The following is a 20,460-nucleotide window of genomic DNA, read 5'->3' on the forward strand; positions in this document are numbered from 1 at the left end:
GTCACACCCCCAATGGTTGTTCCACACGCACCGAACCGGCCGGTTTGCCGTCCAGTGCCAGCAGGACGTCGGCGACGAACTGCAGCAGCTCGACGTCACGAACACGCGCCGAGCCCACGCCTCCCCCGGCAACACGTGGCACTGGAATTTGGACGGTACCTGTTGTTGCCCGGTATTGGGCACTCGGATAGAGCCGTTTCAGTCTGATCTGCTTGGAATCGGGCAGATCCATCGGTGCCAGTTTGAGCATGGTGCCCGCGATCGACACGTCGGTCAGTGCGTACTGGCGACACAGGATGCGCAGCACCGCGACGGCGACCAGACGGCCGACCTCGGCCGGGACCGGACCGTAGCGGTCCACCAGCTCCTCGATCACCGCGGCGATCTCGGCGTCGGTGGAGGCGGCGGCCAGCTTGCGGTACGCCTCGAGGCGGAGGCGATCGCTGGTGACGTAGTCCGGCGGAATGTGCGCGTCGACGGGCAGATCGATCCGCACTTCCTTCGGTGCCTCGTCGGTGGTGATCGGGGTGCCGTCGGCTGCGGCGCGATACGCCTCCACCGCCTCACCGACCAGACGAACGTAGAGGTCGAAGCCCACGCCGGCGACGTGCCCGGACTGTTCGGCACCCAGCACGTTTCCGGCGCCGCGAATCTCGAGGTCCTTCATCGCCACGGCCATACCGGCGCCGAGGTCGGAGTTCTGCGAGATGGTGGCCAGGCGGTCGTAGGCGGTCTCGGTGAGCGGCTTCTCCGGCGGATACAGGAAGTACGCGTACCCACGGTCGCGGCTGCGGCCGACGCGACCGCGCAACTGATGCAGCTGCGACAAGCCGAGCGAATCCGCGCGCTCGACGATCAGCGTGTTGGCATTGGAGATGTCGAGGCCGGTCTCGATGATGGTGGTGCAGACGAGGATGTCGTACTCGCGTTCCCAGAATCCCTGCACGGTCTTCTCGAGGGTGTCCTCGTTCATCTGACCGTGCGCCACCACGACGCGCGCTTCGGGCACCATGCTGCGAATCCGCGACGCCGCCTTGTCGATGGAGCTGACGCGGTTGTGCACATAGAACACCTGGCCGTCGCGGAGCAACTCGCGGCGAATGGCGGCGGCGACCTGCTTGTCCTGGTACGCCCCGACGTAGGTGAGGACGGGGTGGCGCTCCTCCGGCGGAGTGAGAATGGTCGACATCTCCCGGATCCCGGCCATGCTCATCTCGAGTGTGCGGGGAATCGGCGTCGCGGACATGGTCAGGACGTCGACGTGAGTACGCAGCGCCTTGATGTGCTCCTTGTGCTCGACGCCGAACCGCTGCTCCTCGTCGACGACGACCAGACCGAGGTCCTTCCACTGCACACCGGTCTGCAACAACCGGTGCGTGCCGACGACGATGTCGACGGTGCCGTCCGCCAAACCGGCGAGCGTCTCCTTGGACTCCTTGGCGTCGGAGAAGCGCGAGAGCCCTCGGATCGTGACGGGGAACGACGCCATCCGCTCCTGGAAGGTCTGAAGATGTTGCTGCGCAAGCAAAGTCGTCGGCACCAGGACAGCCACCTGCTTGCCGTCCTGCACCGCCTTGAATGCCGCCCGCACGCCGATCTCGGTCTTGCCGTAGCCGACGTCGCCGATGACGACACGGTCCATGGGGACCGGCTTCTCCATGTCGGCCTTGACCTCGGCGATGACCGTCATCTGATCGACGGTCTCGGTGAACGCGAACGCGTCCTCCATCTCGGTCTGCCAGGGCGTGTCGGGGCCGTAGGCGTGTCCGGGTGCGGCCTGACGCGCGGCGTAGAGCTGCACGAGCTCACCCGCGATTTCGCGAACTGCCTTGCGCGCCTTGCGTTTGGTGTTGGTCCAGTCGGATCCGCCGAGCTTGCTCAGGCTGGGCATCTCGCCGCCGACGTAGCGCGAGAGCTGATCCAACGCCTCCATCGGGACGAACAACCGGTCACCGGGATGCCCGCGCTTGCTCGGCGCGTATTCGACCACGAGGTACTCGCGCCGCGCGCCCTGGACGGTCCGTTCGACCATCTCGACGAATCGGCCGATGCCGTGCTGCTCGTGCACCACCATGTCCCCGGCGGTGAGAGCCAGCGGATCGACCTGGTTGCGCCGCTTGGCCGGAAGCCTTCGCCCGTCGCCCGTCGCCGCCACTCGGTTGCCCGTCAGATCGGCCTCGGTGACGATGACCAGGCCGGCGTCCTTCAGCACGAGTCCGTCGTGCAGCGAGCCGCACAGCACGCTGACCGAACCGGCGATGGGCTCGGACTCGGTGTCGACGTGCACCGCGGACACGTCCGCCTCGCGGAGACGTTCGACGGTGCGCTGCGCCGTACCGGATCCGGCGACGACGATGGCGGCGCGACCGCCGGACTTGACGTGCGCTCGCAACATGGCGAAGAGAGACGCGAGCAGTTCGTCGGATCCCCGCACGTCGGGGGTCGGATCGATGTCGAGAACGGTTTCCTCGTCACTGCCCGATGCGAGTGGACTGATCGTCCACCACGGCCGGCCCGAGGCCTCGGCGCTCTCGCGCACCTGCCGCAAGGATTTGTACGCCGACGCACTCAGATCGAGCTGCGGCGCGCCCACACCGCTGGTGTCGAGGGTGCTGGTGTCGAGCGGTGCGAGTCCGCCGATGGAGGCCGCCGTCCACGATGCCTCCAGGAACTCCTGGCCGGTCCGCACCAGATCGGTGGCCCGAGTACGCACCTTCTCGGGGTCGCAGATGAGCACGTGCGCTCCCGCCGGAAGTGCGTCGGTGAGCAACTCGAGTCCACCCGCCTTCAGGACGGGAAGCAGGGCTTCCATGCCCTCGACGGGAATGCCCGCGGAGATCTTCTCGAGCATCTCCACGAGCGCAGCGTCGGCAGGATTGTCCGCGGCGAGCCGGGCGGCACGGTCGCGCACCTCCTCGTCGAGGATCATCTCTCGACACGGCGGAGCGATGACGCCGTCGATGCTCACCTCGGGCAGCGAGCGTTGATCGGCGACGGAGAACGCCCGCACCTCGGTGACCTCGTCACCCCAGAACTCAACGCGCACAGGGTGATCGGCAGTCGGCGAGAAGACGTCGAGGATGCCGCCGCGCACCGCGAACTCGCCGCGCTTACCCACCATGTCCACGCGGGTGTACGCGTGCTGAACGAGCCTCTGTTGCAGCTCGTCGAAATCGATCTCGGTGCCGACACGCAAGGCGATCGGCTCGATCATCCCGAGCCCGCGGGCCATCGGCTGCAGCACCGAGCGCACCGTGGTGACGATGACGCGCAGCGGCTCACCGTAGTCGGCATCGTCGGGCCGCGCGAGACGGCGCAGAACCTCGAGACGCCGGCCGACGGTATCCGACCCGGGCGAAAGCCGTTCGTGCGGAAGGGTTTCCCACGACGGGAACTGCGCGACGGCACCACCGAACATCTCGGTGAGCTCGACCGTGAGATCGTCCGCTTCACGCCCGGTGGCGGTGACGACGAGAACGGGAGCGCTCTGCGCAATGGCAGCGGAGACGAAGCTACGAGCGGCGACCGGGGCGACGAGAGTGGCCGACGCTCGCCCCACCATCTCGGACACCGAGCGCAGCGAACCGTCGGTGAGCGCAAGCGACGCGAGAGCCGCTATGCGGACGTCCGAAGCCCGCGACGATATCAACGGGGCATGGGAGGACGGGGACAACGGCTGTACTCCTGACGCGAGAGTGGAACGTCTCCGAGTCTAGGAGGTCACGCCGACAGAGATGCAGTCAGGCGTGAACTCAGGCGCCGTACCGCAGAACCCGACGCGCCGCGAACTCGCGGAAGTAGTCGAGCTTCTGCGGCGGGACCAGCGACGGCAGCAGGTAGTACCAGAGCCGCTCCATGCGCGGAGCGAGGTCGTCGGTCGAGTCGGTGGCCACGGCGACCATGTGGGCGCCGATGATCATCTCGAGAAACAGCGTGCCGACGGTCTCCGGGTCGGCGTCGGGGAACACGTCGCCCTGCTCGACCGCGCGAGTGGCCAGATCGAGGTAGGACTCGCTCCACGACGCGACGACGTTGCCCGCGGTGCCGCGGTAGTCGCCGATCTGATGCTTGAGCCGGAACATCGCCGCCACCATGGGATCGGCGACCGCGAGGTCGACCGTCGCGTAGGAGATGCCGATGGTGGCCTCGAGCGCCGGGATGCGGCCGTCGTCCAGTGCCGACCACGCTGCAGCCAACCGGGTGGTTCCCTCGTCGATGACCGCGCGGGCCAGCTCTTCCTTGGATCCGAAATGGAAGTAGAGAGCGCCCTTGGTGACCTGCGACTGGGAAATGATCTCGCTCAAGCTGGCGTTGGCGTAGCCCAGACGAAGGAAAACGTTGGCTGCACCCGCCAGCACCGTGTCCCGAGTGATCTCGGCGCGTGCCTGTCTTACCATGCCATCCGCCTCAAGAGTAAAGGACTACCGATCTTCCAATATCGGATGAACGGTACCACCGCACCACTTGACAGCGGGCCCAACTGGTCGAGAGTTTGCCCACCGTGTCCGTCGCGACCCCGGCATCGAACTCGCGTACCGATGTCCGATGCTGCTCCCTTGTTATGCCCCGAGCTGCGGATCGGCTTCCAGATTGGTCAAGCCGTTCCAGCAAAGATTGACCACGTGTGCGGCGACCACCTCTTTCGGTGGAGTTCGGTCGTCGAGCCACCATTGCGCCGTCATCGACACCATTCCGACGAGGGCCTGCGCGTACAGGGGCGAAAGCTGCGGGTTCAATCCGCGACGCTCGAAATCGCCGGCCAGAATGTGGCCGACCTGACCGACCGCGTCGTTCAGCAGGCTCGAGTAGGTACCGTCCGGCGCCGCCACCGGTGAGTCGCGGACGAGGATGCGGAAGCCGTCGGACCGCTCCTCGACGTAGGTCAGCAGAGCCAGCGCGACTGCTTCGACACGCACGCGCGAGCGATGGCCGGTCAGCGAATCGGTGATCATCGCGAGAAGCGTCGACATTTCCCTGTCGACAACCACCGCGTAGAGGCCTTCCTTGCCGCCGAAGTGCTCGTACACGACCGGTTTGGACACCGCGGCGCGCTGGGCGATCTCCTCGATGGACGATGCTTCGTATCCGCGCTCCGCGAAGAGCGTGCGTGCGATCTCGATGAGCTGCTCACGCCGTTGTGTCCCGGTCATCCGGATTCGGGTGGCTCGCTCGGGCGTGGTGTCGCCGGTCGTCATGACTCCAGCCTGTCACGAGGCCGGGAGTGGAGCCTGCGGAACGACCCCAGCGGCCGGGAGTGGAGCCTGCGGAACCATGCCTCTCTGGACGTGGCGGTTCGACTCGACCCTGGCTCACGTGCGAGGATCGACGCGCTCACACGGTGACGGGCGGAGCTCTGTGCGTCCATCTCCGAGCGGCAATCCGCCGTGGTGTAATGGCAGCACCTCTGATTTTGGTTCAGATAGTTCAGGTTCGAGTCCTGGCGGCGGAGCCGATGAATCGTTCCGAAACAGAGGGAGTCGTATGCCGATGCGGGCAGGCCGGAGGCCGGTCGGGGACCCCGGGGCAGGCCGGAAGCCGGTCGGCAATTCTGGTATCGCCGTCATCGTGCTCGCCGCAGGCGCGGGGACTCGCATGCGATCGAAGACTCCCAAAGTTCTCCATGCATTGGCCGGTCGCACCATGCTCGGGCACGCGATGCACGCCGCGGACGGCCTCGATCCGGACCACCTGATCACCGTCGTCGGCCACGATCGCGAGCAGGTCACCGCCGCCGTCGACGCGCTGTCGTCCGAGTTGAACCGCCCCATCGTCACGGCGGTGCAGGAAGACCAGAACGGAACCGGCCACGCCGTCCAGTGTGGATTGACCGCTCTGCCCGACGATTTCGACGGAACCGTCGTCGTGACCGCGGGCGACGTTCCGTTGCTCGACGCGCATACTTTGCGCGCCCTCGTGCACGACCACCTCTCGATGGGCGAACCGGTCGCCATGTCGGTGCTGACGTTCGTGCCCGAGGAGCCCAACGGGTACGGCCGCATCGTGCGCGACGCCGACGGCCATGTCGCCGAAATCGTCGAGCACGCCGACGCCACCCCCGAGCAGGTACTCATTCGTGAGGTCAATTCCGGCGTCTACGCGTTCGACGCCGCGTCGCTGCGCGCGGCGCTGACACAGTTGGGCACCGACAACGCCCAGCACGAGCTCTACCTCACCGACGTTCTGCGTATCTCCCGTGAGCGCGGCCTGCCCGTCTTCAGCACGCAGCTGACCGACCCGTCGCTGGTGCGCGGAGTCAACGACCGCGTCCAGCTCTCGGAAGTCACGCGAATCCTCAACCAGCACATACTCGAACGACACATGCGCGCCGGCGTGACCGTCGTCGATCCGGCCAGCACGTGGGTCGACATCGACGTCGCCATCGGCCGGGACGCGTTGCTGAAGCCGGGCGTTCACCTGCACGGGAACACCGAGATCGGCGAAGACGCCGTGATCGGTCCCGACTGCACGCTCACCGACGTGGTCGTCGGCGACGGCGCGTCGGTGGTGCGCACGCACGCGGACGGCGCCGTCGTCTCCGCCGGGTCGACCGTCGGCCCCTACACCTACCTTCGCCCCGGCACCGTCCTGGGCGACGACGGCAAGCTCGGCGCGTTCGTCGAGGTCAAGAACGCGAGCATCGGCGCACACTCCAAGGTGCCGCACCTGACCTACGTCGGCGACGCCGACATCGGCGAACACTCCAACATCGGGGCGTCGAGCGTGTTCGTCAACTACGACGGGGTCAACAAGAACCGCACGGTCGTCGGATCGCACGTCCGGACCGGATCGGACACGATGTTCATCGCTCCCGTCCGCGTCGGGGACGGGGCCTATACGGGAGCCGGAACCGTGCTCCGCAATGATGTACCCCCGGGAGCGCTTGCGGTCTCCGGTGGATCCCAGCGAGTCATCGACGGCTGGGTCGAGAAGAAGCGCCCCGGTACGGCAGCAGCAGAAGCGGCGGCACGCGCACGCGGCACCGATCAGAACGACACGAAGGACGGCGAGTAACCCAGTGACCACCGCGAATTGGATCGACAATCAGAAGAATCTGATGCTGTTCTCAGGTCGCGCACACCCCGAGTTGGCGGAGCAGGTCGCCAAGGAACTCGGCATCGAGGTCACCCCTCAGACGGCCCGCGACTTCGCGAACGGCGAGATCTTCGTTCGGTTCGAGGAGTCCGCTCGCGGTTCCGACGCCTTCGTGCTGCAGAGCCACCCGTATCCGCTGAACACGTGGCTCATGGAGCAGCTGATCATGATCGACGCGCTCAAGCGTGGATCGGCCAAGCGCATCACGGCGATTCTGCCGTTCTACCCGTACGCCCGTCAGGACAAGAAGCACCGCGGCCGCGAGCCCATCTCCGCCCGTCTGGTCGCAGATCTGCTGAAGACCGCGGGAGCCGACCGCATCATCACCGTCGACCTCCACACCGATCAGATCCAGGGCTTCTTCGACGGCCCCGTCGATCACATGCATGCGCACAGCCAGCTCGCGGACCACATTCGCGACGGATACAGCCTCGAGAACATCACCGTCGTCTCCCCCGACTCCGGGCGCGTGCGCGTGGCCGAGAAGTGGGCCGACTCGTTCGGCGGCGCTCCCCTGGCCTTCATCCACAAGACGCGCGATCCGCTGGTGCCCAACCAGGTCAAGTCGAACCGTGTGGTCGGCGACGTCGAAGGACGCACCTGCATCCTCATCGACGACATGATCGACACCGGCGGCACCATCGCCGGCGCCGTCAAGGTCCTCAAGGCGGCAGGCGCCGGTGACGTGGTCATCGCCGCGACACACGGCGTGCTGTCCGCCCCCGCTGCCGAGCGGCTCGCGAACTCCGGTGCCAAGGAAGTCGTCGTCACCAACACCCTCCCGATCGGCGAGGACAAGCAGTTCCCGACGCTGACGGTGCTGTCGATCGCTCCCCTCCTTGCCCGCACCATCCGCGAGGTGTTCGAGAACGGTTCGGTGACGTCGCTGTTCGACGGTTCGGCGTAGTTCGCAACTGAGTGGCCAATATCGTGCCGAAGGCGCGGGATGCCGCGGTTCGCACGCGGTATTGGCCACTCAGCGCCGTCGACGGCGACGCACGACGGCAATGATCTCGTCGACCACACGATCGAGGCCCGCCATCACCTGCACAGCCGAATAGCGCAGAACCATCCACCCGCCCAACACCAACTTGTTCTGGCGGCGCCGATCGTTGTTGAACGCGTCAGGTGAAATGTGGAACTCTCGCCCGTCGATCTCGACGATCACCCGTGCGCGACGGTCGACGAAGTCCCCGAAGTAGGGGCCGACCTGCGCATTGATCTCCATGAAGAAGTTGCGCTCCGACATCGCCCGCGCCACGATGCGTTCGACCTCCGACCGGGTGCCCAGCACGCAGGTGCGCAACTGTCGGCGGAGTGTCTTCATACCCGCCATTCCTTTGAGCTGCTGGCACTGGATCGCCAGCTCGCGACGTTCCGCCGGAGTTCGTATTGCAGTGTCGAAGAAGCGTTCGAGATCGTCCCCCGTCAGAGTTGCCGCGACGTCGACAAACGCTTGCACCTTGGACACCACAGCCAACTCGTAGCGTCGACACGTCTGCGATACGTGCCTGCGGTGCACGACAACCCAATTTGGCGCATGTCGCTGAGCCGACAAGGGCAGGGTCACCGACACTGTCTCTGGCTCCTTCGCCACCAGATTCCACAGCCAGGCTGCCGTGAGATGACTCATCACCGCATCCGGTTTCCACAGAGTGACCGCCGTGCACAGCCCTAGGTAGTCGGGCTTCTCGGTCGCGTAGACCGACGGAAGGAGATGTACGAGCTGACCCGACTTCTTCCTCCGAGCGATGGTGGCGCTGCTCATTCCCAACTGGTCTGCTCTGAAAACCCCCACCGTTCAACGGTGGCCGTACGAGCGCACCTACGCCAGAGCCTTGTTCGCTCCCTGCGGACAACCGGATAGTTGTCCACAGGAGCCCAGTGGCCAAGATCGAGCCGACAGCGCGGAATCCCGTGCTTCCGCCAAAGGATTGGCCACTGCGCTTCGGTAACCTGTTCCCATGACTTCCAAGTGGACAGCTGCCGATCTGCCCGACCAGACGGGCCGCACCGTCATCGTGACGGGCGCCAACAGTGGACTGGGCTTGGTTGCCGCCCGCGAGCTCGCGCGCGTCGGTGCACGCGTGGTGCTCGCGGTGCGCAACACCGAGAAGGGCGAGAAGGCCGCCCGGTCCATCACCGGGAACGCCGAGGTGCGAAAGCTCGACCTGTCGGATCTGAGTTCGGTTCGCTCGTTCGCCGAGTCGTGGAGCGGGCCCATCGACATCCTGATCAACAACGCCGGCGTGATGGTGCCCCCGTTCTCCCGCACGGCCGACGGGTTCGAGCTTCAGATGGGCACCAACCACTTCGGCCACTTCGCGCTGACCAATCTCCTTCTTCCGAACGTCACGGATCGCGTGGTGACGATGTCGTCGTTCGTCCACAAGGCCGGGTCGATCGATTTGAACGACCTGAACTGGGAGACCCGCAAGTACAACAGGCAGGGCGCATACGCACAGTCGAAGCTGGCCAACCTTCTCTTCACGTCGGAGCTGCAGCGTCGGCTGTCGGCGGCCGGTTCCTCGGTCATCGCCGTCGCGTCGCACCCCGGCTACTCGGCAACGAACCTGCAGAGCCACTACGGCAACCCCATCGCCGAGGGGTTCATGAAAATCGGCAACGTGCTGTTGGCGCAGAGCGCGGACGCGGGAACTCGTCCCGCACTGTTCGCCGCCACCCAGCCGCTCGAGGGTGATGCCTACGTCGGACCCAACGGAATCGGCGAGCTGCGCGGATACCCGAAACTGGTGGACCGGAGCGCCAAGGCCAAGGACTCCGAGATGGCCCGCAAGCTGTGGGATGCGTCGGAAGAGGCTACGGGAGTGCGCTTCTCGTTGGGAGCATCCACCAAATAAGGCGCATGTCCCGCTCCGTGACACGTGCTCAGATCGCGCTCGACGTCGTCCTGGCGGTCGGGCTGGCGCTGCTGTTCCTTGCCGAGGGTGTCGACAGTGGGGCCGCGGCAGTCGTCCTCCTCGTCGGTTTCGGGGTCGTGCTCCTCATCCGGCGTCTGGCTCCGGGACCGGCGCTGGCGCTGTCCTGGGCGCTCGCCGTCTTGCAGATGGTCGTCGGCCTCCCAACACAACCGAGCAACGTCGCGATTCTGTTCGCCCTGTATTCCTCTGCCGCCTACGGTTCGGCGGGCCTGCGTCGGACCGGCCTCGTCTCCGTCGTGGTCGGCGGAATCGTGGCGGCCGGGTACCTCGTCGTCGTGCGCGGCGAGCCCTACGTCCCCGTGTCGGAAGGACGCAGCGCCGGCGAGACCGCGCAGCAACTCGCTGTCGTCCTCGTCGCGTCGTGGGGCGTCCTCGGACTGTCGTGGGCGCTCGGCCGTATCGCCCTGGCCAATCGAATGTCGGTCGAGGAGAAGCACTCCCGTGCTCTGGCCGAGGTCGAACAGGAGCGGGCGAAGCACGAGGCTGCCGTCGAACTCGAGCGGAGCCGCATCGCTCGGGACATGCACGACATCGTCGCCCACTCGCTCGCCGTCGTGATCGCGCAGGCCGACGGTGCACGGTACGCACGCACCTCCGATCCCGAGGCCGTCGACCGCGCACTGGCGACGATCGCGTCGACGTCGCGTGACGCACTCCGCGACGTCCGCGATGTCCTCGCGCAGCTGCGACACGATGCGGACGAGTTGTCCGACAACGATTCCCACGATCTCGACACCTTGATGGCGCGAATGCGGACCGCCGGACTCGACGTGACGTTCGTGGACGAGGCCGACATGTCGTCCCTCGGCGAAGGCGCGCGGCTGACGCTCTACCGCATCGCCCAGGAGGCGCTCACCAACGCACTGCGGCACGGTGACAGGCGTGCACCGGTGTCGCTTCGACTCGACGCCGACGGGTCGTCGATTCGACTGACCGTGCGCAACCGACTCGCATCCGGCGCCGCCGCGGCGCCGGGCGGCCACGGTCTCGTCGGCATGCGTGAACGAGCCATACTGTCCGGCGGCACCTTCACCGCCGGACCCGACGACGGAGAGTGGACACTCGTGGCACGAATTCCCAAGGCCCACGTGTCGTGACGCGCATCCGCGTCGCGCTCGTCGACGACCAACAACTCTTCCGCGCCGGCATTCGCATGTTGATCGCGTCCCAACCCGACCTCGAATTCGTCGGTGAGGCCGGTGACGGTCGTGCCGGTGTCGAGCTCGCGACCCGGGAGGCACCCGACGTGGTACTCATGGACGTCCGGATGCCGGTTCTCGACGGCATTGCCGCGACCGAGGAGATCGTCGGAGCCGCCGACCCACCGAAGGTACTGGTACTCACCACCTTCGACCTCGACGAGAGCGTGGCACGTGCGATTCGAGCGGGCGCCAGCGGCTTCCTGCTGAAAGATGCCGACCCCGAATTTCTGCTCGCCGCCATCCGCACCGTTCACGCCGGGAACTCGGTGATCGCGGCGTCGGCCACCACGGCGCTGCTCGATCGGTTCACTCCTGCGCCCGAGACGCCGGACGTTCCCCAGGAGTTCGAGCACCTCACCTCCCGCGAACAGGAGATCTTCCGGCTCGCGGCGCGGGGGGCGAGCAACGCCGAGATCGCCGCGCAGGAATACCTCAGCGAGGCGACGGTGAAGACCCACATCAGCCGAATCTTCGCGAAACTCCAGGTCCGAGACCGTGTTCACCTGGTCGTCTACGCCTTCGAGCACGGCCTCGTGTAGGACCGCACGTCATCCTGGAGATGTACGCGGCGAAAGACTGCAGCCTGATTCGCTTCGACGGCTGCGCTCATAGCGTGGTGGACATGACACATTCACCTGCACCCATCGTCCGCGTCCACCACGCCGGCAAGAAGTACGGCACCGCCGGCACGACCGTCTCCGCGCTCGACGACGTGTCACTCGACATCCGCCCCGGTGAATTCACCGCCATCATGGGCCCGTCGGGATCGGGGAAATCCACCCTCATGCACGTGATGGCGGGCCTCGACTCCGTGTCTTGCGGCCACATCGTTTTCGACGGCACCGACATCACCACTCTCGACGACGACAAGCTGACCGAACTACGCCGCCGGCGCATCGGCTTCGTCTTCCAATCGTTCAATCTCGTTCCGACGCTGGACGTTCTGTCCAACATCATGCTGCCCTTCGAGCTGGACGGGCGGTCGCCGTCACCGGAGGACGCCGCTCGAATCGACCAGCTGATCGACACCCTCGGGCTGCGGGCACGCGTCACGCATCGCCCCCACCAACTGTCCGGCGGCCAGCAGCAGCGCGTGGCGATCGCACGCGCTCTCGGCGCGCGGCCGCGGGTGATCTATGCCGACGAACCGACCGGGAGCCTCGACTCCCGCACCGGCCGTGAGGTTTTGGGGCTGCTCTCTGCCGCAGCGCGCGAGTACGGCCAGTCGATCGTCATGGTCACCCACGATCCCGTCGCGGCCAGTTACGCAGACCGTATCGTGTTCCTCGCCGACGGCCGAATCGTCGACGAGCGGGCACGCTCCAGCGCCGAGCAGATTGCGGGATACATGCTGTCCATGGAGCGTGCGGCATGAAACTGACGACAAGCACGACGGGCCGTGATCACGGCGCAAGCACACTCGTGACAGCCATGGCGTCGTTCTTCGGGGTGGCACTGATTCAAGCCACGGCATTTCTCCTCGACATCGTCGGGACCGACGGAGAGGGAGCCGTCTCGGTTGCGTTGTATTGCGTCGCAACGGTGTTCATCTTCCTGGCCCTCTACGTCGCCGCCATCGTCACGGCCAACACGTTCGCGACCATCGTCGCCGGGCGAACCAGAACGATCGCACTGTTCCGGCTTCTCGGGGCCTCCGGTGCGCAGCTCCGTCGATCGGTCTCACGTGAAGGTCTGTCCGTGGGTGCGTTCGGAGCCACCGTCGGCCTGGTCGTGGGAGTCTCGGCCAGCCACCTAGCTCGGGCCGTGGGGGTGTCCGTCGGAGCGCTCCCCGACATCTCGTACACGCTGATCCAACCGCTCGTGGCACTGCCCGTGATCACCGTCGTCGGAACCACCTGGGCCGCATCGCACGTCGGCGCCAAGCGAGTTCTGGCGGTGACGCCGATCGAGGCCACGGGGGTTGCGGTCGAGCCGGACCTGGACCGGTCGCGGACCCGCCGCGGCCGCACGACCTGGTCCATCGTCCTCATGGCCGGCGGCACAGCACTTCTCGGGCTCGGTGTTTTGATCGGCTCGGTGACGCCCGCCGGAGTGCTGGTTGCGTTCTTCGGTGGCGCCTTCTCGTTCACCGGGATTCTGGTCGGGGCACACCGCATCGTGCCGGCGCTTCTCGTTCTGATCGGACGCGCCTTCGGACGTGGGCCTGCCGCACGGCTCGCCGCGGCCAATGCCGTCCGGTACCCCGAACGCAGCACGCGGACAGCCCTCGGACTGCTGATCGGCGTGACGCTGGTCGTGACGTTCGCGGTGGCGATGTACAGCTATCGGGACATGCTGTCCGAACGGTTCGACGCACAGACACTGGACCGATCACTTGCGGTGACCGTCGGCATCATGACCGGACTGATCGGCTTCTCCGGCGTGATCGCCGCGGTGGGGATGACGAACAACTTGTCCCTGAGCATCTTTCAGCGCACCCGCGAGCTGGGGTTGCTGCGAGCACTGGGATTCACGCGGAGGAACGTCCGGGCCATGATCGTGTCCGAGAGCGCACAGATGGTGGCTGCCTCCATGGGATTCGGACTCGTCCTCGGCATCGTGTACGGATGGGCCGCCGCGCAATCTCTGCTCGGGTCCATCGCCCGCTCCGGAATCGAGGCCCCCACCGTCCCGTGGGTGGTGATCGCGGGAACGGTGGTGAGCGCCGCCGCGCTCGCTCTCGGTGCGTCCCTGGTGCCTGCCCGACGGGCCAACGCCATCGCGCCGGTGGTCGCGCTCGCGGACGCCTAGGACCTCCGTTCCGCCAGAATGAGCGCGAACCGCTCGTGCTCGTCGGTCCAGAACTGGCCGACGCCGAAACCGGCGTCGGCCAGTTCTTTCGTGATGCCGTCCCGCCGGAACTTGGCGGAGATCTCGGTACGCATCTCCTCCCCCTCGGCGAACGAGACGTCGAGACCGAGACCCTCGATACGCACGGTATGGGCGCGTCGGGCGCGCAGCCGCATCTCGATCCATTCATCGGTGTCGTTCCACAGGGCCACGTGCTCGAAGTCGGCGGAATCGAAAGCGGCGTCGAGGTTCTCGTTCAACACCGACAGCACGTTCAGGTTGAACTGTGCGGTCACCCCGGCCGCATCATCGTAGGCGGGGACCATGACAGCGGGATCGATCACCAGACCGACGCCCAGCAACAGGAACTCCCCCACCTCGAGCGTGTCGGCGATGTCGTGCAGAAAGTCGGCCCTCTCGGCAGGGGCCATGTTGCCCAGCGTTCCGCCCAGGAACGCGATCGTGCGACGACCTCCGGTCGGCAACGTTCGGAGCGTGTCGGTGAAGTCGCTGACGATGCCGCGGACATCGAGACTCGGGTACGACGCGCGAAGGTCCTCGATGGCACCTGTCAGTGCCGACGGCGAGACGTCCTGCGGCACATACCGCAACAACGACCCGTGCTCCGTTCCGGCAGTCAACAGCAGACGCGTCTTGTAGGACGACCCGGAGCCGAGTTCCACCAGCGTTTGCATGGACGTGGCTACGGCGATGTCGTCCGCGTGCTCGGCCAGCAACGCACGCTCGGTTCGGGTGGGGTAGTACTCGGGCAGTTCGGTGATCCGCTCGAACAGTTCGCTGCCCGTCGCGTCGTAGAACCACTTGGGTGGCAACCACTTCGGGTCGGCTGTCAGCCCCCTGGTCACATCTTCGCGCAGCGCTTTCTGCAGATCGTCGGGCGAAATATGAATGTCGAGCGATGGCGCGGTCACAGATTCTCCTTCAGAGGCTCGACCGACACGGAGCCGATGCGAGCGGTGACGAACGAACGATCCGGAACGGATTGCCATCCCGGACGCGAATCGAGTGGTTCGGAGGCGACGATCACGCACTCGTCATCCGAGTACACCGACAGCGAGTGATAGACGGCGGTGGCATAGAGAGCCTCACCGTCGCCGAGCAGAAAATTCAGTCTCGAGTTGGGGGCGGCGGCATCGACCTCGGCGATCACCGTGCGCAGCGCCTGTTCCGGATCATGTGTGCGCAGAGCACCTTTGAGAAGGGCCCACACGGCGGCGGAGTCGGTGGGCGCCTCGATGGTCAGCAGATCCTCGATCGGGAGCCGTGCTGCGAGGTCCGCCATCGACGCCGGCCAGCCCGCCACGACACCGTTGTGGCTGAACGCGAATCGGCCGTCGACGAACGGAGCGTTGGCGGTCCTGACGATCGGCATTCCGACCGTCGCCGAGCGGACGGCGCCCAGGACGCACGTCGACGTCACCTGCGCCAGCACGTCGGTGATCGCAGGGTCGGTCCACATCGGCATCGCGTTCCGGTACGACGTCATGACACCGTCCGGTGTCGACCACGCCACTCCGAACCCGTCGGCGTTCACGGTGCCGCCCCGCCGCATGTCCGCCGGTGCGTAGGACTGAGTGAGGAGCGAATGCTGCTGCCCCGTCACCACTTCGGACACCGTTTTCAGAGGCCCGACGTATCCGAGATGTCGGCACATTACTGGTTGCCGACGTCCCGAGCACATCGGAACCCGGCGAAAATCTGACGCCGGATCGGGTGGTCCCAGTTTCGGAAGGTCGCGCGCACGGCGAAGGGGTCGGTGCCGAACGATCCACCCCGCAGAACCTTGTAGTCACCGCCGAAGAACACCTGCGAGTACTCGGCGTAGGGGAAGACCCGAAAGCCGGGATAGGGCAGGAAGTCCGACGACGTCCACTCCCACACGTCGCCCATCATCTGCTCGACACCGAGCGCCGAGGCGCCCTCCGGATAGGCTCCGACGTCGGCCGGCTCGAGGTGACGCTGCCCGAGGTTCGCTTGCTGCTCGGACGCGTCGGACTCGCCCCACGGATTGCGACGGGACGTGTGCAGGGCGGGATCGAATCGCGCCGCCTTCTCCCATTCCGCTTCCGTCGGAAGCCGTTTGCCCGCCCAGCGTGCGTACGCGTCGGCCTCGAAGTACGACACGTGCACGACGGGCTGCGCGGGGCGCACCTGTTTCATCACACCGAACACCCGGCGCCACCACATACCGTCCGAGTCCTGTTCCCAGAACAGCGGCGCAGTCAGGTCGGCCTCGCAGCGATGCGCCCAGCCGCGCTCGGACCAGAGTTCCTCACGGTCGTATCCACCGTCGGCGACGAACCGTACGTAGTCCGCGTTGGTGACCGGGAGCGCATCGATGGCGAACGTCGGCACGTCGACCTCGTGCGCGGGGCGTTCGTTGTCGAGTGCCCACGGATCGGTGGACGTCCCCATCTCGAACGGACCGCCGGCGACGATGACCTCGAGGTCGCTGCCGGGTGGAACGATTGCCTGCGGCGCTGCTGCTTCATCGAGAACCGCCGGGCCCGTGCGCAATTGATGCGTCGCGAGCATGGTCTCGTCGTGTTGCTGCTCGTGCTGGGCCACCATGGCGAAGGCGAAGCCGTCACGTTCGAGCGGACGTCCGGTGAGCGGACTCGCTGCCAGCGCATCCCACACCTTGTCGCGCACCGTGTGGACGTAGTCGCGCGCCTCGAGTGCGTTCAGCAACGGCAGGCTCGGCCTCGACGAACGCGAGTGCTTGAACGCGTCGTACAGCTCGTCGATGTCGCCGCGCACCGGCTCACGCTTCCCGACGTCGCGGACGAGCCACATCTCTTCCTGATTCCCGATGTGCGCCAGATCCCACACCAGCGGGCTCATCAACGACGAGTGCTGCGCAACCAGATCGGCCTCGTCGACACAGTCGGTGAGCCCCAGAGTCCGTGCCCGGCTTCGGGTCAGCGCCGTTTCGAGCTCGCTGCGCATGGCTGCGACATCGCCTCGGGCGAAGTTCTGCACGTTCATGCTCGTTCCTCTCGCGAATTCGCCGCGGGCATGGCCCCGGCTCGGCACCGGCGTGCGGCATCGGCGATCTTCGTTCGCACGGACGGCTCGGCAGTGGTGTCGGCAACCAGGGTCAGCAGGTCCACGGCTGCCTCGCGAAGATCGTTGTCGGTCAGGCCGTCTCGGGCAGCGTCGTCCCATCGGTGCGCAGTGCGGGCAGTCAGCGCGGTCGCTTCCTCCATCGTCGAGGAACTACGCAGCAACGAGTCCACCACGTGGACGGGAACGGACCACTGCCCGTCGGGTTGGCCGTCGAGGTAGCGCACCTCGAAGTGTCCACTCGCTCGCACCAGGGGGAACAGCGTGGTGAGGTGATAGTCCAGATCACGCTCGTCGGGGCGTCGGCCGATCTCGTCGTCGAGACGACCGTCGATCCAGTCGCCGAACGTCGCGTCACCCGGCGGCGCCCACAGGGTCTCGCCGCGCCGAACGCACAGGAGCGGAACATCGAGCGCCCAGTTGGCGTAGTCGGTGACGGGATCGACGCCGAGCGGCACCCGAGTCCTGGTGCGGTCCAACTCGATCCACGTACGCATGCGCTGCGATGCCCAGGATCCACCGGACACTCCGTGCAGGTCGGGCGAGCACGCGAACGCCGCGACCAGCGCGGGTCCGACCGCGTGCAGCAGGGTCCACCGCCGGCGAATGTCGTCGTCGTCCGCACCCGCATCGACGCTGACCTGCACGGCGGCGGTATTGCACATCATGAGTTTGCCGAACGGGCCGAATCGTTCGAAACGGTTTTCCATGGCGCAGTAGCGGGGAAGCGTCAGCAAGCGCTCCGGTGGTCGATGAGCGTCCGCCGCGCCCCCGTCGAGGGTGATCCCGGCGCGTTCCAACATGGACCGCAGACGCGCCTCGTCGGACGCCAGCGCGTCAGAGACCTCGAAAGCGGACGAATAGGGCGCGGAAGACAATTCGATCTGCCCGCCTGGCTCGACGGAAACGATGCTCCCGGAGGGCAAGGGCAGAAAGTCTGAGGTGGGATTCACGGATCGTGGGGCGTATCGGCCCAAGGCGCCGGCCAGGGAATCCAGGCTGGGACGGCTGCCGTCGGGACATCGGGTGAACCACTCGAGTTCGGCCCCGACGAGAGTCGGTGGGCCGACCTTGAAGCAGACCCGCGCCATGTAGGTCGCCGCTGCCGGACGCGAACTGAGCTCGCGCGTTGTCTGTGTCATCGACACACTCCGTTCTTTCGTGGGTCAGTACCCCCACGCGTTCGAGAATAATCTCGAGTGAATCAGACCGCACCGACATCCCCGCCCCACACGCGGCGCGGTCGGTTGCGTCGAGCGGTAACGTCGGGCTCGATGATCGACATCGCAGCAGTTCGCGCCGACACCCCGGGATGCGCCGGCCGGTCGTTCCTCGACAGTGCAGGTTCGTCTCTGCCTCCCGCCGTGGTCGTGGACACGATGATCGCGCACCTTCGACGCGAGGCGGAGGTGGGCGGCTACCGGGCTGCCCTCGAGCGCCTGGACGACCTGAACGACGTCCGGGCCGCCGTCGCCGAGTTGATCGGCGCGCAGCCGCGCGACATCGCTCTGTCGGACTCCGCGACACGCTCGTGGTCCGACTTCTTCTTCGCCGCACCGCTCGGGCCCGGTGACCGCATTCTGATCTCGCGCGTGGAGTACGCGAGCAACGCCATCGAGGCGTTGCAGCGAGCGGAGGCGACCGGGGCCACGGTCGAACTCGTTCCCAGCGACGAACTCGGCCGCATCGATCTCGGCCGGCTCGACGCCATGCTCGACGACCGGGTGAAACTCGTCTCCGTCGTCCACGCACCCACCAACGGAGGTCTGCTCAACCCCGTTCGTGAGGTGAGCGCACTCGCTCACCGTCACGGCGCACTGGTGCTGTTGGACGCGTGCCAGTCGATCGGTCAGGTTCCCATCGACGTCACGGACCTCGGCGTCGACGGTCTGTCCGCAACCGGCCGGAAGTGGTTGCGCGGTCCTCGCGGCACCGGCTTTCTCTACGTCGCACCGACGGCGCTGGACCGCCTCGTGCCTCGGGTACAGGATCTGCGCAGCGCCGAGTGGACGGGCGCGTCGACGTATCGATCGGCAACGGACGCAACACGTTTCGAACTGTGGGAACACGGTGTCGCGGCACGGCTCGGACTCGGCGCCGCGGTGCGGTACCTGCTCGACCTGGGAATCGAGGACGTGCACAGTGCGGTGTCCGAACGTGCGGAATACCTGCGCGACGGGCTGGGCGAGATTGCGGGCGTGACGGTTCGCGATCTCGGGGATCGCCGAAGCGGCATCGTCACGTTCACGGTCGACGGTCGCGAATCCACCGAGGTGCGCGACGCACTCGCGGGCGACGAGATCACCGTGACCGTCAGCTTCGCCGGATCGACCCGATTGGACATGGAGGCACGCGGACTCGATGCCGTGGTGCGGGCATCACCGCATTACTTCGTCTCGTTCGACGATCTGGACCGCGCGATCGGTGCCGTGCGCCGACTGCTCCCGTGAGCGAGCGAGTGCCAGCCATACTCCTGCCGCGCACACCGCGAGCCCGACGAACCCTCCGATGGTCACGTCGTTGCCGAACATCAGCCACGCCCACAACATCGTCGTCGGTGGTGTGAGGTACAGCAGGACACTGGCTTTCGTGGCTCCGCTGCGGCGCACCACCACCATGAACATCCCCAGACCGCCGAACGTCGACAGCACCACCGTCCACAGAACGGCCAGCCAGAAGCCACTCGTCATCGGTGGCAGCGGATCTCCCGCCCCGATTCCCCATAGCGAGAAGAAGACCGCGCCCGTCGCGCACTGGATGAGCAGCGACAGGGCGAGCGGCTCGGGCGGTGCCATTCGACGCTGGGCCACGGTCCCCGCCGAGAGCGAGAGCATCCCTGCCAGCGGCAGCAGGTAAAGCCACCACGGCGCGTCCCCGTCGCCCACGTCCCCGATCACCACGACGGCGACCCCGACGATTCCGACGGCCAATCCGATGCGCTGACGGACATCCGTCCGTTCACCGAGCAGCGGTCCTGCCACCGTCGCGACGACCAACGGCTGCAACGCCGCGATCAGTGCGGCGATGCCGGACGACACTCCACCCGCGATCCCGCTGAAGACGAACCCCAGATAGATGCACTGCATGGCCAGACCGAGCCCGACGTGACGCAGCACGCCCGCGCGGGTGGTGCGCATGCGGCGCAGCAGAACGAACGGGGCGAGAACCACGATGGCTGCCACGTAGCGCCACTGCAGAAGGGTGTGCGCCGGGGCGTAGCGAGTTCCGAGTTCGGCGCCGACGAAGCCGGAGCTCCACAGAATCACCATCGCGGACGCAAGGAACAGATCGGGCCGAGTTCTCATGCTCGCCACGTAACCATACAGGTCTGTATACTTTCAGTGTCC

17 protein-coding genes and 1 tRNA gene are annotated in these 20,460 nt (G+C 66.5%); 9 read left to right on the top strand and 9 right to left on the bottom strand.

The window, feature by feature from the left end:
* Window position 1: 1 nt before the first annotated feature.
* The 3 genes from mfd to AC59JP_RS06720 form a co-directional block, all read right to left on the bottom strand.
* Window positions 2-3,562 (bottom strand): transcription-repair coupling factor, encoded by a 3,561-nt coding sequence (gene mfd, locus AC59JP_RS06710; RefSeq protein ID WP_497325710.1) that lies wholly within the window; start codon window positions 3,560-3,562, stop codon window positions 2-4.
* 190 nt (window positions 3,563-3,752) lie between these two features.
* Complete coding sequence (locus AC59JP_RS06715) at window positions 3,753-4,397, bottom strand: ScbR family autoregulator-binding transcription factor (protein WP_497324920.1); 645 nt, start codon at window positions 4,395-4,397, stop codon at window positions 3,753-3,755.
* 162 nt (window positions 4,398-4,559) lie between these two features.
* Window positions 4,560-5,195, bottom strand: a complete 636-nt coding sequence (locus AC59JP_RS06720; RefSeq protein ID WP_497324922.1) for a TetR/AcrR family transcriptional regulator — start codon at window positions 5,193-5,195, stop codon at window positions 4,560-4,562.
* 183 nt (window positions 5,196-5,378) lie between these two features.
* Here AC59JP_RS06720 and AC59JP_RS06725 point away from each other — a divergent pair.
* The 3 genes from AC59JP_RS06725 (at window position 5,379) to AC59JP_RS06735 (ending at window position 7,999) form a co-directional block, all read left to right on the top strand.
* A tRNA-Gln gene (locus tag AC59JP_RS06725) sits at window positions 5,379-5,449 on the top strand.
* A 104-nt stretch (window positions 5,450-5,553) separates the two neighbouring features.
* On the top strand, window positions 5,554-7,011 hold the full coding sequence (gene glmU, locus AC59JP_RS06730) for a bifunctional UDP-N-acetylglucosamine diphosphorylase/glucosamine-1-phosphate N-acetyltransferase GlmU (protein WP_497325711.1): 1,458 nt from the start codon (window positions 5,554-5,556) through the stop codon (window positions 7,009-7,011).
* Window positions 7,012-7,015: 4 nt separating this feature from the next.
* Window positions 7,016-7,999 carry a ribose-phosphate diphosphokinase gene (locus AC59JP_RS06735; protein ID WP_497324924.1) on the top strand — a complete coding sequence of 328 codons (984 nt, stop codon included), beginning with the start codon at window positions 7,016-7,018 and terminating at the stop codon, window positions 7,997-7,999.
* Between the two features lie 69 nt (window positions 8,000-8,068).
* Here AC59JP_RS06735 and AC59JP_RS06740 read toward each other — a convergent pair whose 3' ends face one another.
* Window positions 8,069-8,860, bottom strand: a complete 792-nt coding sequence (locus AC59JP_RS06740; protein ID WP_497324926.1) for a DUF559 domain-containing protein — start codon at window positions 8,858-8,860, stop codon at window positions 8,069-8,071.
* A gap of 196 nt (window positions 8,861-9,056) precedes the next feature.
* Here AC59JP_RS06740 and AC59JP_RS06745 point away from each other — a divergent pair, with 196 nt between their 5' ends.
* The 5 genes from AC59JP_RS06745 (at window position 9,057) to AC59JP_RS06765 (ending at window position 13,987) form a co-directional block, all read left to right on the top strand.
* On the top strand, window positions 9,057-9,953 hold the full coding sequence (locus AC59JP_RS06745; RefSeq protein WP_497324928.1) for an oxidoreductase: 897 nt from the start codon (window positions 9,057-9,059) through the stop codon (window positions 9,951-9,953).
* Between the two features lie 17 nt (window positions 9,954-9,970).
* Window positions 9,971-11,131 (top strand): sensor histidine kinase, encoded by a 1,161-nt coding sequence (locus AC59JP_RS06750; RefSeq protein ID WP_497324930.1) that lies wholly within the window; start codon window positions 9,971-9,973, stop codon window positions 11,129-11,131.
* Window positions 11,128-11,775 carry a response regulator gene (locus tag AC59JP_RS06755; protein WP_497324932.1) on the top strand — a complete coding sequence of 216 codons (648 nt, stop codon included), beginning with the start codon at window positions 11,128-11,130 and terminating at the stop codon, window positions 11,773-11,775. Before AC59JP_RS06750 ends, AC59JP_RS06755 begins: the two co-directional genes overlap by 4 nt.
* Window positions 11,776-11,858: 83 nt before the next feature.
* On the top strand, window positions 11,859-12,611 hold the full coding sequence (locus tag AC59JP_RS06760) for an ABC transporter ATP-binding protein (RefSeq protein ID WP_497324934.1): 753 nt from the start codon (window positions 11,859-11,861) through the stop codon (window positions 12,609-12,611).
* The gene (locus AC59JP_RS06765; RefSeq protein ID WP_497324936.1) at window positions 12,608-13,987 is read left to right on the top strand and encodes an ABC transporter permease; all 1,380 of its coding nucleotides are present in this window, start codon (window positions 12,608-12,610) and stop codon (window positions 13,985-13,987) included. The genes AC59JP_RS06760 and AC59JP_RS06765 overlap by 4 nt, the downstream gene beginning before the upstream one ends.
* Here the strand turns inward: AC59JP_RS06765 and egtD are convergent.
* Genes egtD through egtA form a run of 4 tightly spaced genes read right to left on the bottom strand, consistent with a single transcriptional unit; the run spans window position 13,984 to window position 18,255 of the window.
* Window positions 13,984-14,958, bottom strand: a complete 975-nt coding sequence (gene egtD / locus AC59JP_RS06770) for an L-histidine N(alpha)-methyltransferase (protein ID WP_497324938.1) — start codon at window positions 14,956-14,958, stop codon at window positions 13,984-13,986. The genes AC59JP_RS06765 and egtD overlap by 4 nt on opposite strands.
* The gene (gene egtC / locus AC59JP_RS06775; protein WP_497324940.1) at window positions 14,955-15,701 is read right to left on the bottom strand and encodes an ergothioneine biosynthesis protein EgtC; all 747 of its coding nucleotides are present in this window, start codon (window positions 15,699-15,701) and stop codon (window positions 14,955-14,957) included. Before egtC ends, egtD begins: the two co-directional genes overlap by 4 nt.
* On the bottom strand, window positions 15,701-17,035 hold the full coding sequence (gene egtB / locus AC59JP_RS06780) for an ergothioneine biosynthesis protein EgtB (protein ID WP_497324942.1): 1,335 nt from the start codon (window positions 17,033-17,035) through the stop codon (window positions 15,701-15,703). The genes egtC and egtB overlap by 1 nt, the downstream gene beginning before the upstream one ends.
* Entirely contained in the window at window positions 17,032-18,255 is a 1,224-nt protein-coding gene (gene egtA / locus AC59JP_RS06785; protein ID WP_497324944.1) for an ergothioneine biosynthesis glutamate--cysteine ligase EgtA, read from the bottom strand. Before egtA ends, egtB begins: the two co-directional genes overlap by 4 nt.
* 132 nt (window positions 18,256-18,387) lie before the next feature.
* Here egtA and AC59JP_RS06790 point away from each other — a divergent pair, with 132 nt between their 5' ends.
* Entirely contained in the window at window positions 18,388-19,563 is a 1,176-nt protein-coding gene (locus tag AC59JP_RS06790; RefSeq protein WP_497324946.1) for an aminotransferase class V-fold PLP-dependent enzyme, read from the top strand.
* Here AC59JP_RS06790 and AC59JP_RS06795 read toward each other — a convergent pair.
* Window positions 19,492-20,418, bottom strand: a complete 927-nt coding sequence (locus AC59JP_RS06795; RefSeq protein ID WP_497324948.1) for a DMT family transporter — start codon at window positions 20,416-20,418, stop codon at window positions 19,492-19,494. The two genes, AC59JP_RS06790 and AC59JP_RS06795, sit on opposite strands and share 72 nt — an antisense overlap.
* Window positions 20,419-20,460 lie beyond the last annotated feature (42 nt).

It is taken from the genome of Rhodococcus sp. 320_ES (genome assembly GCF_059691855.1).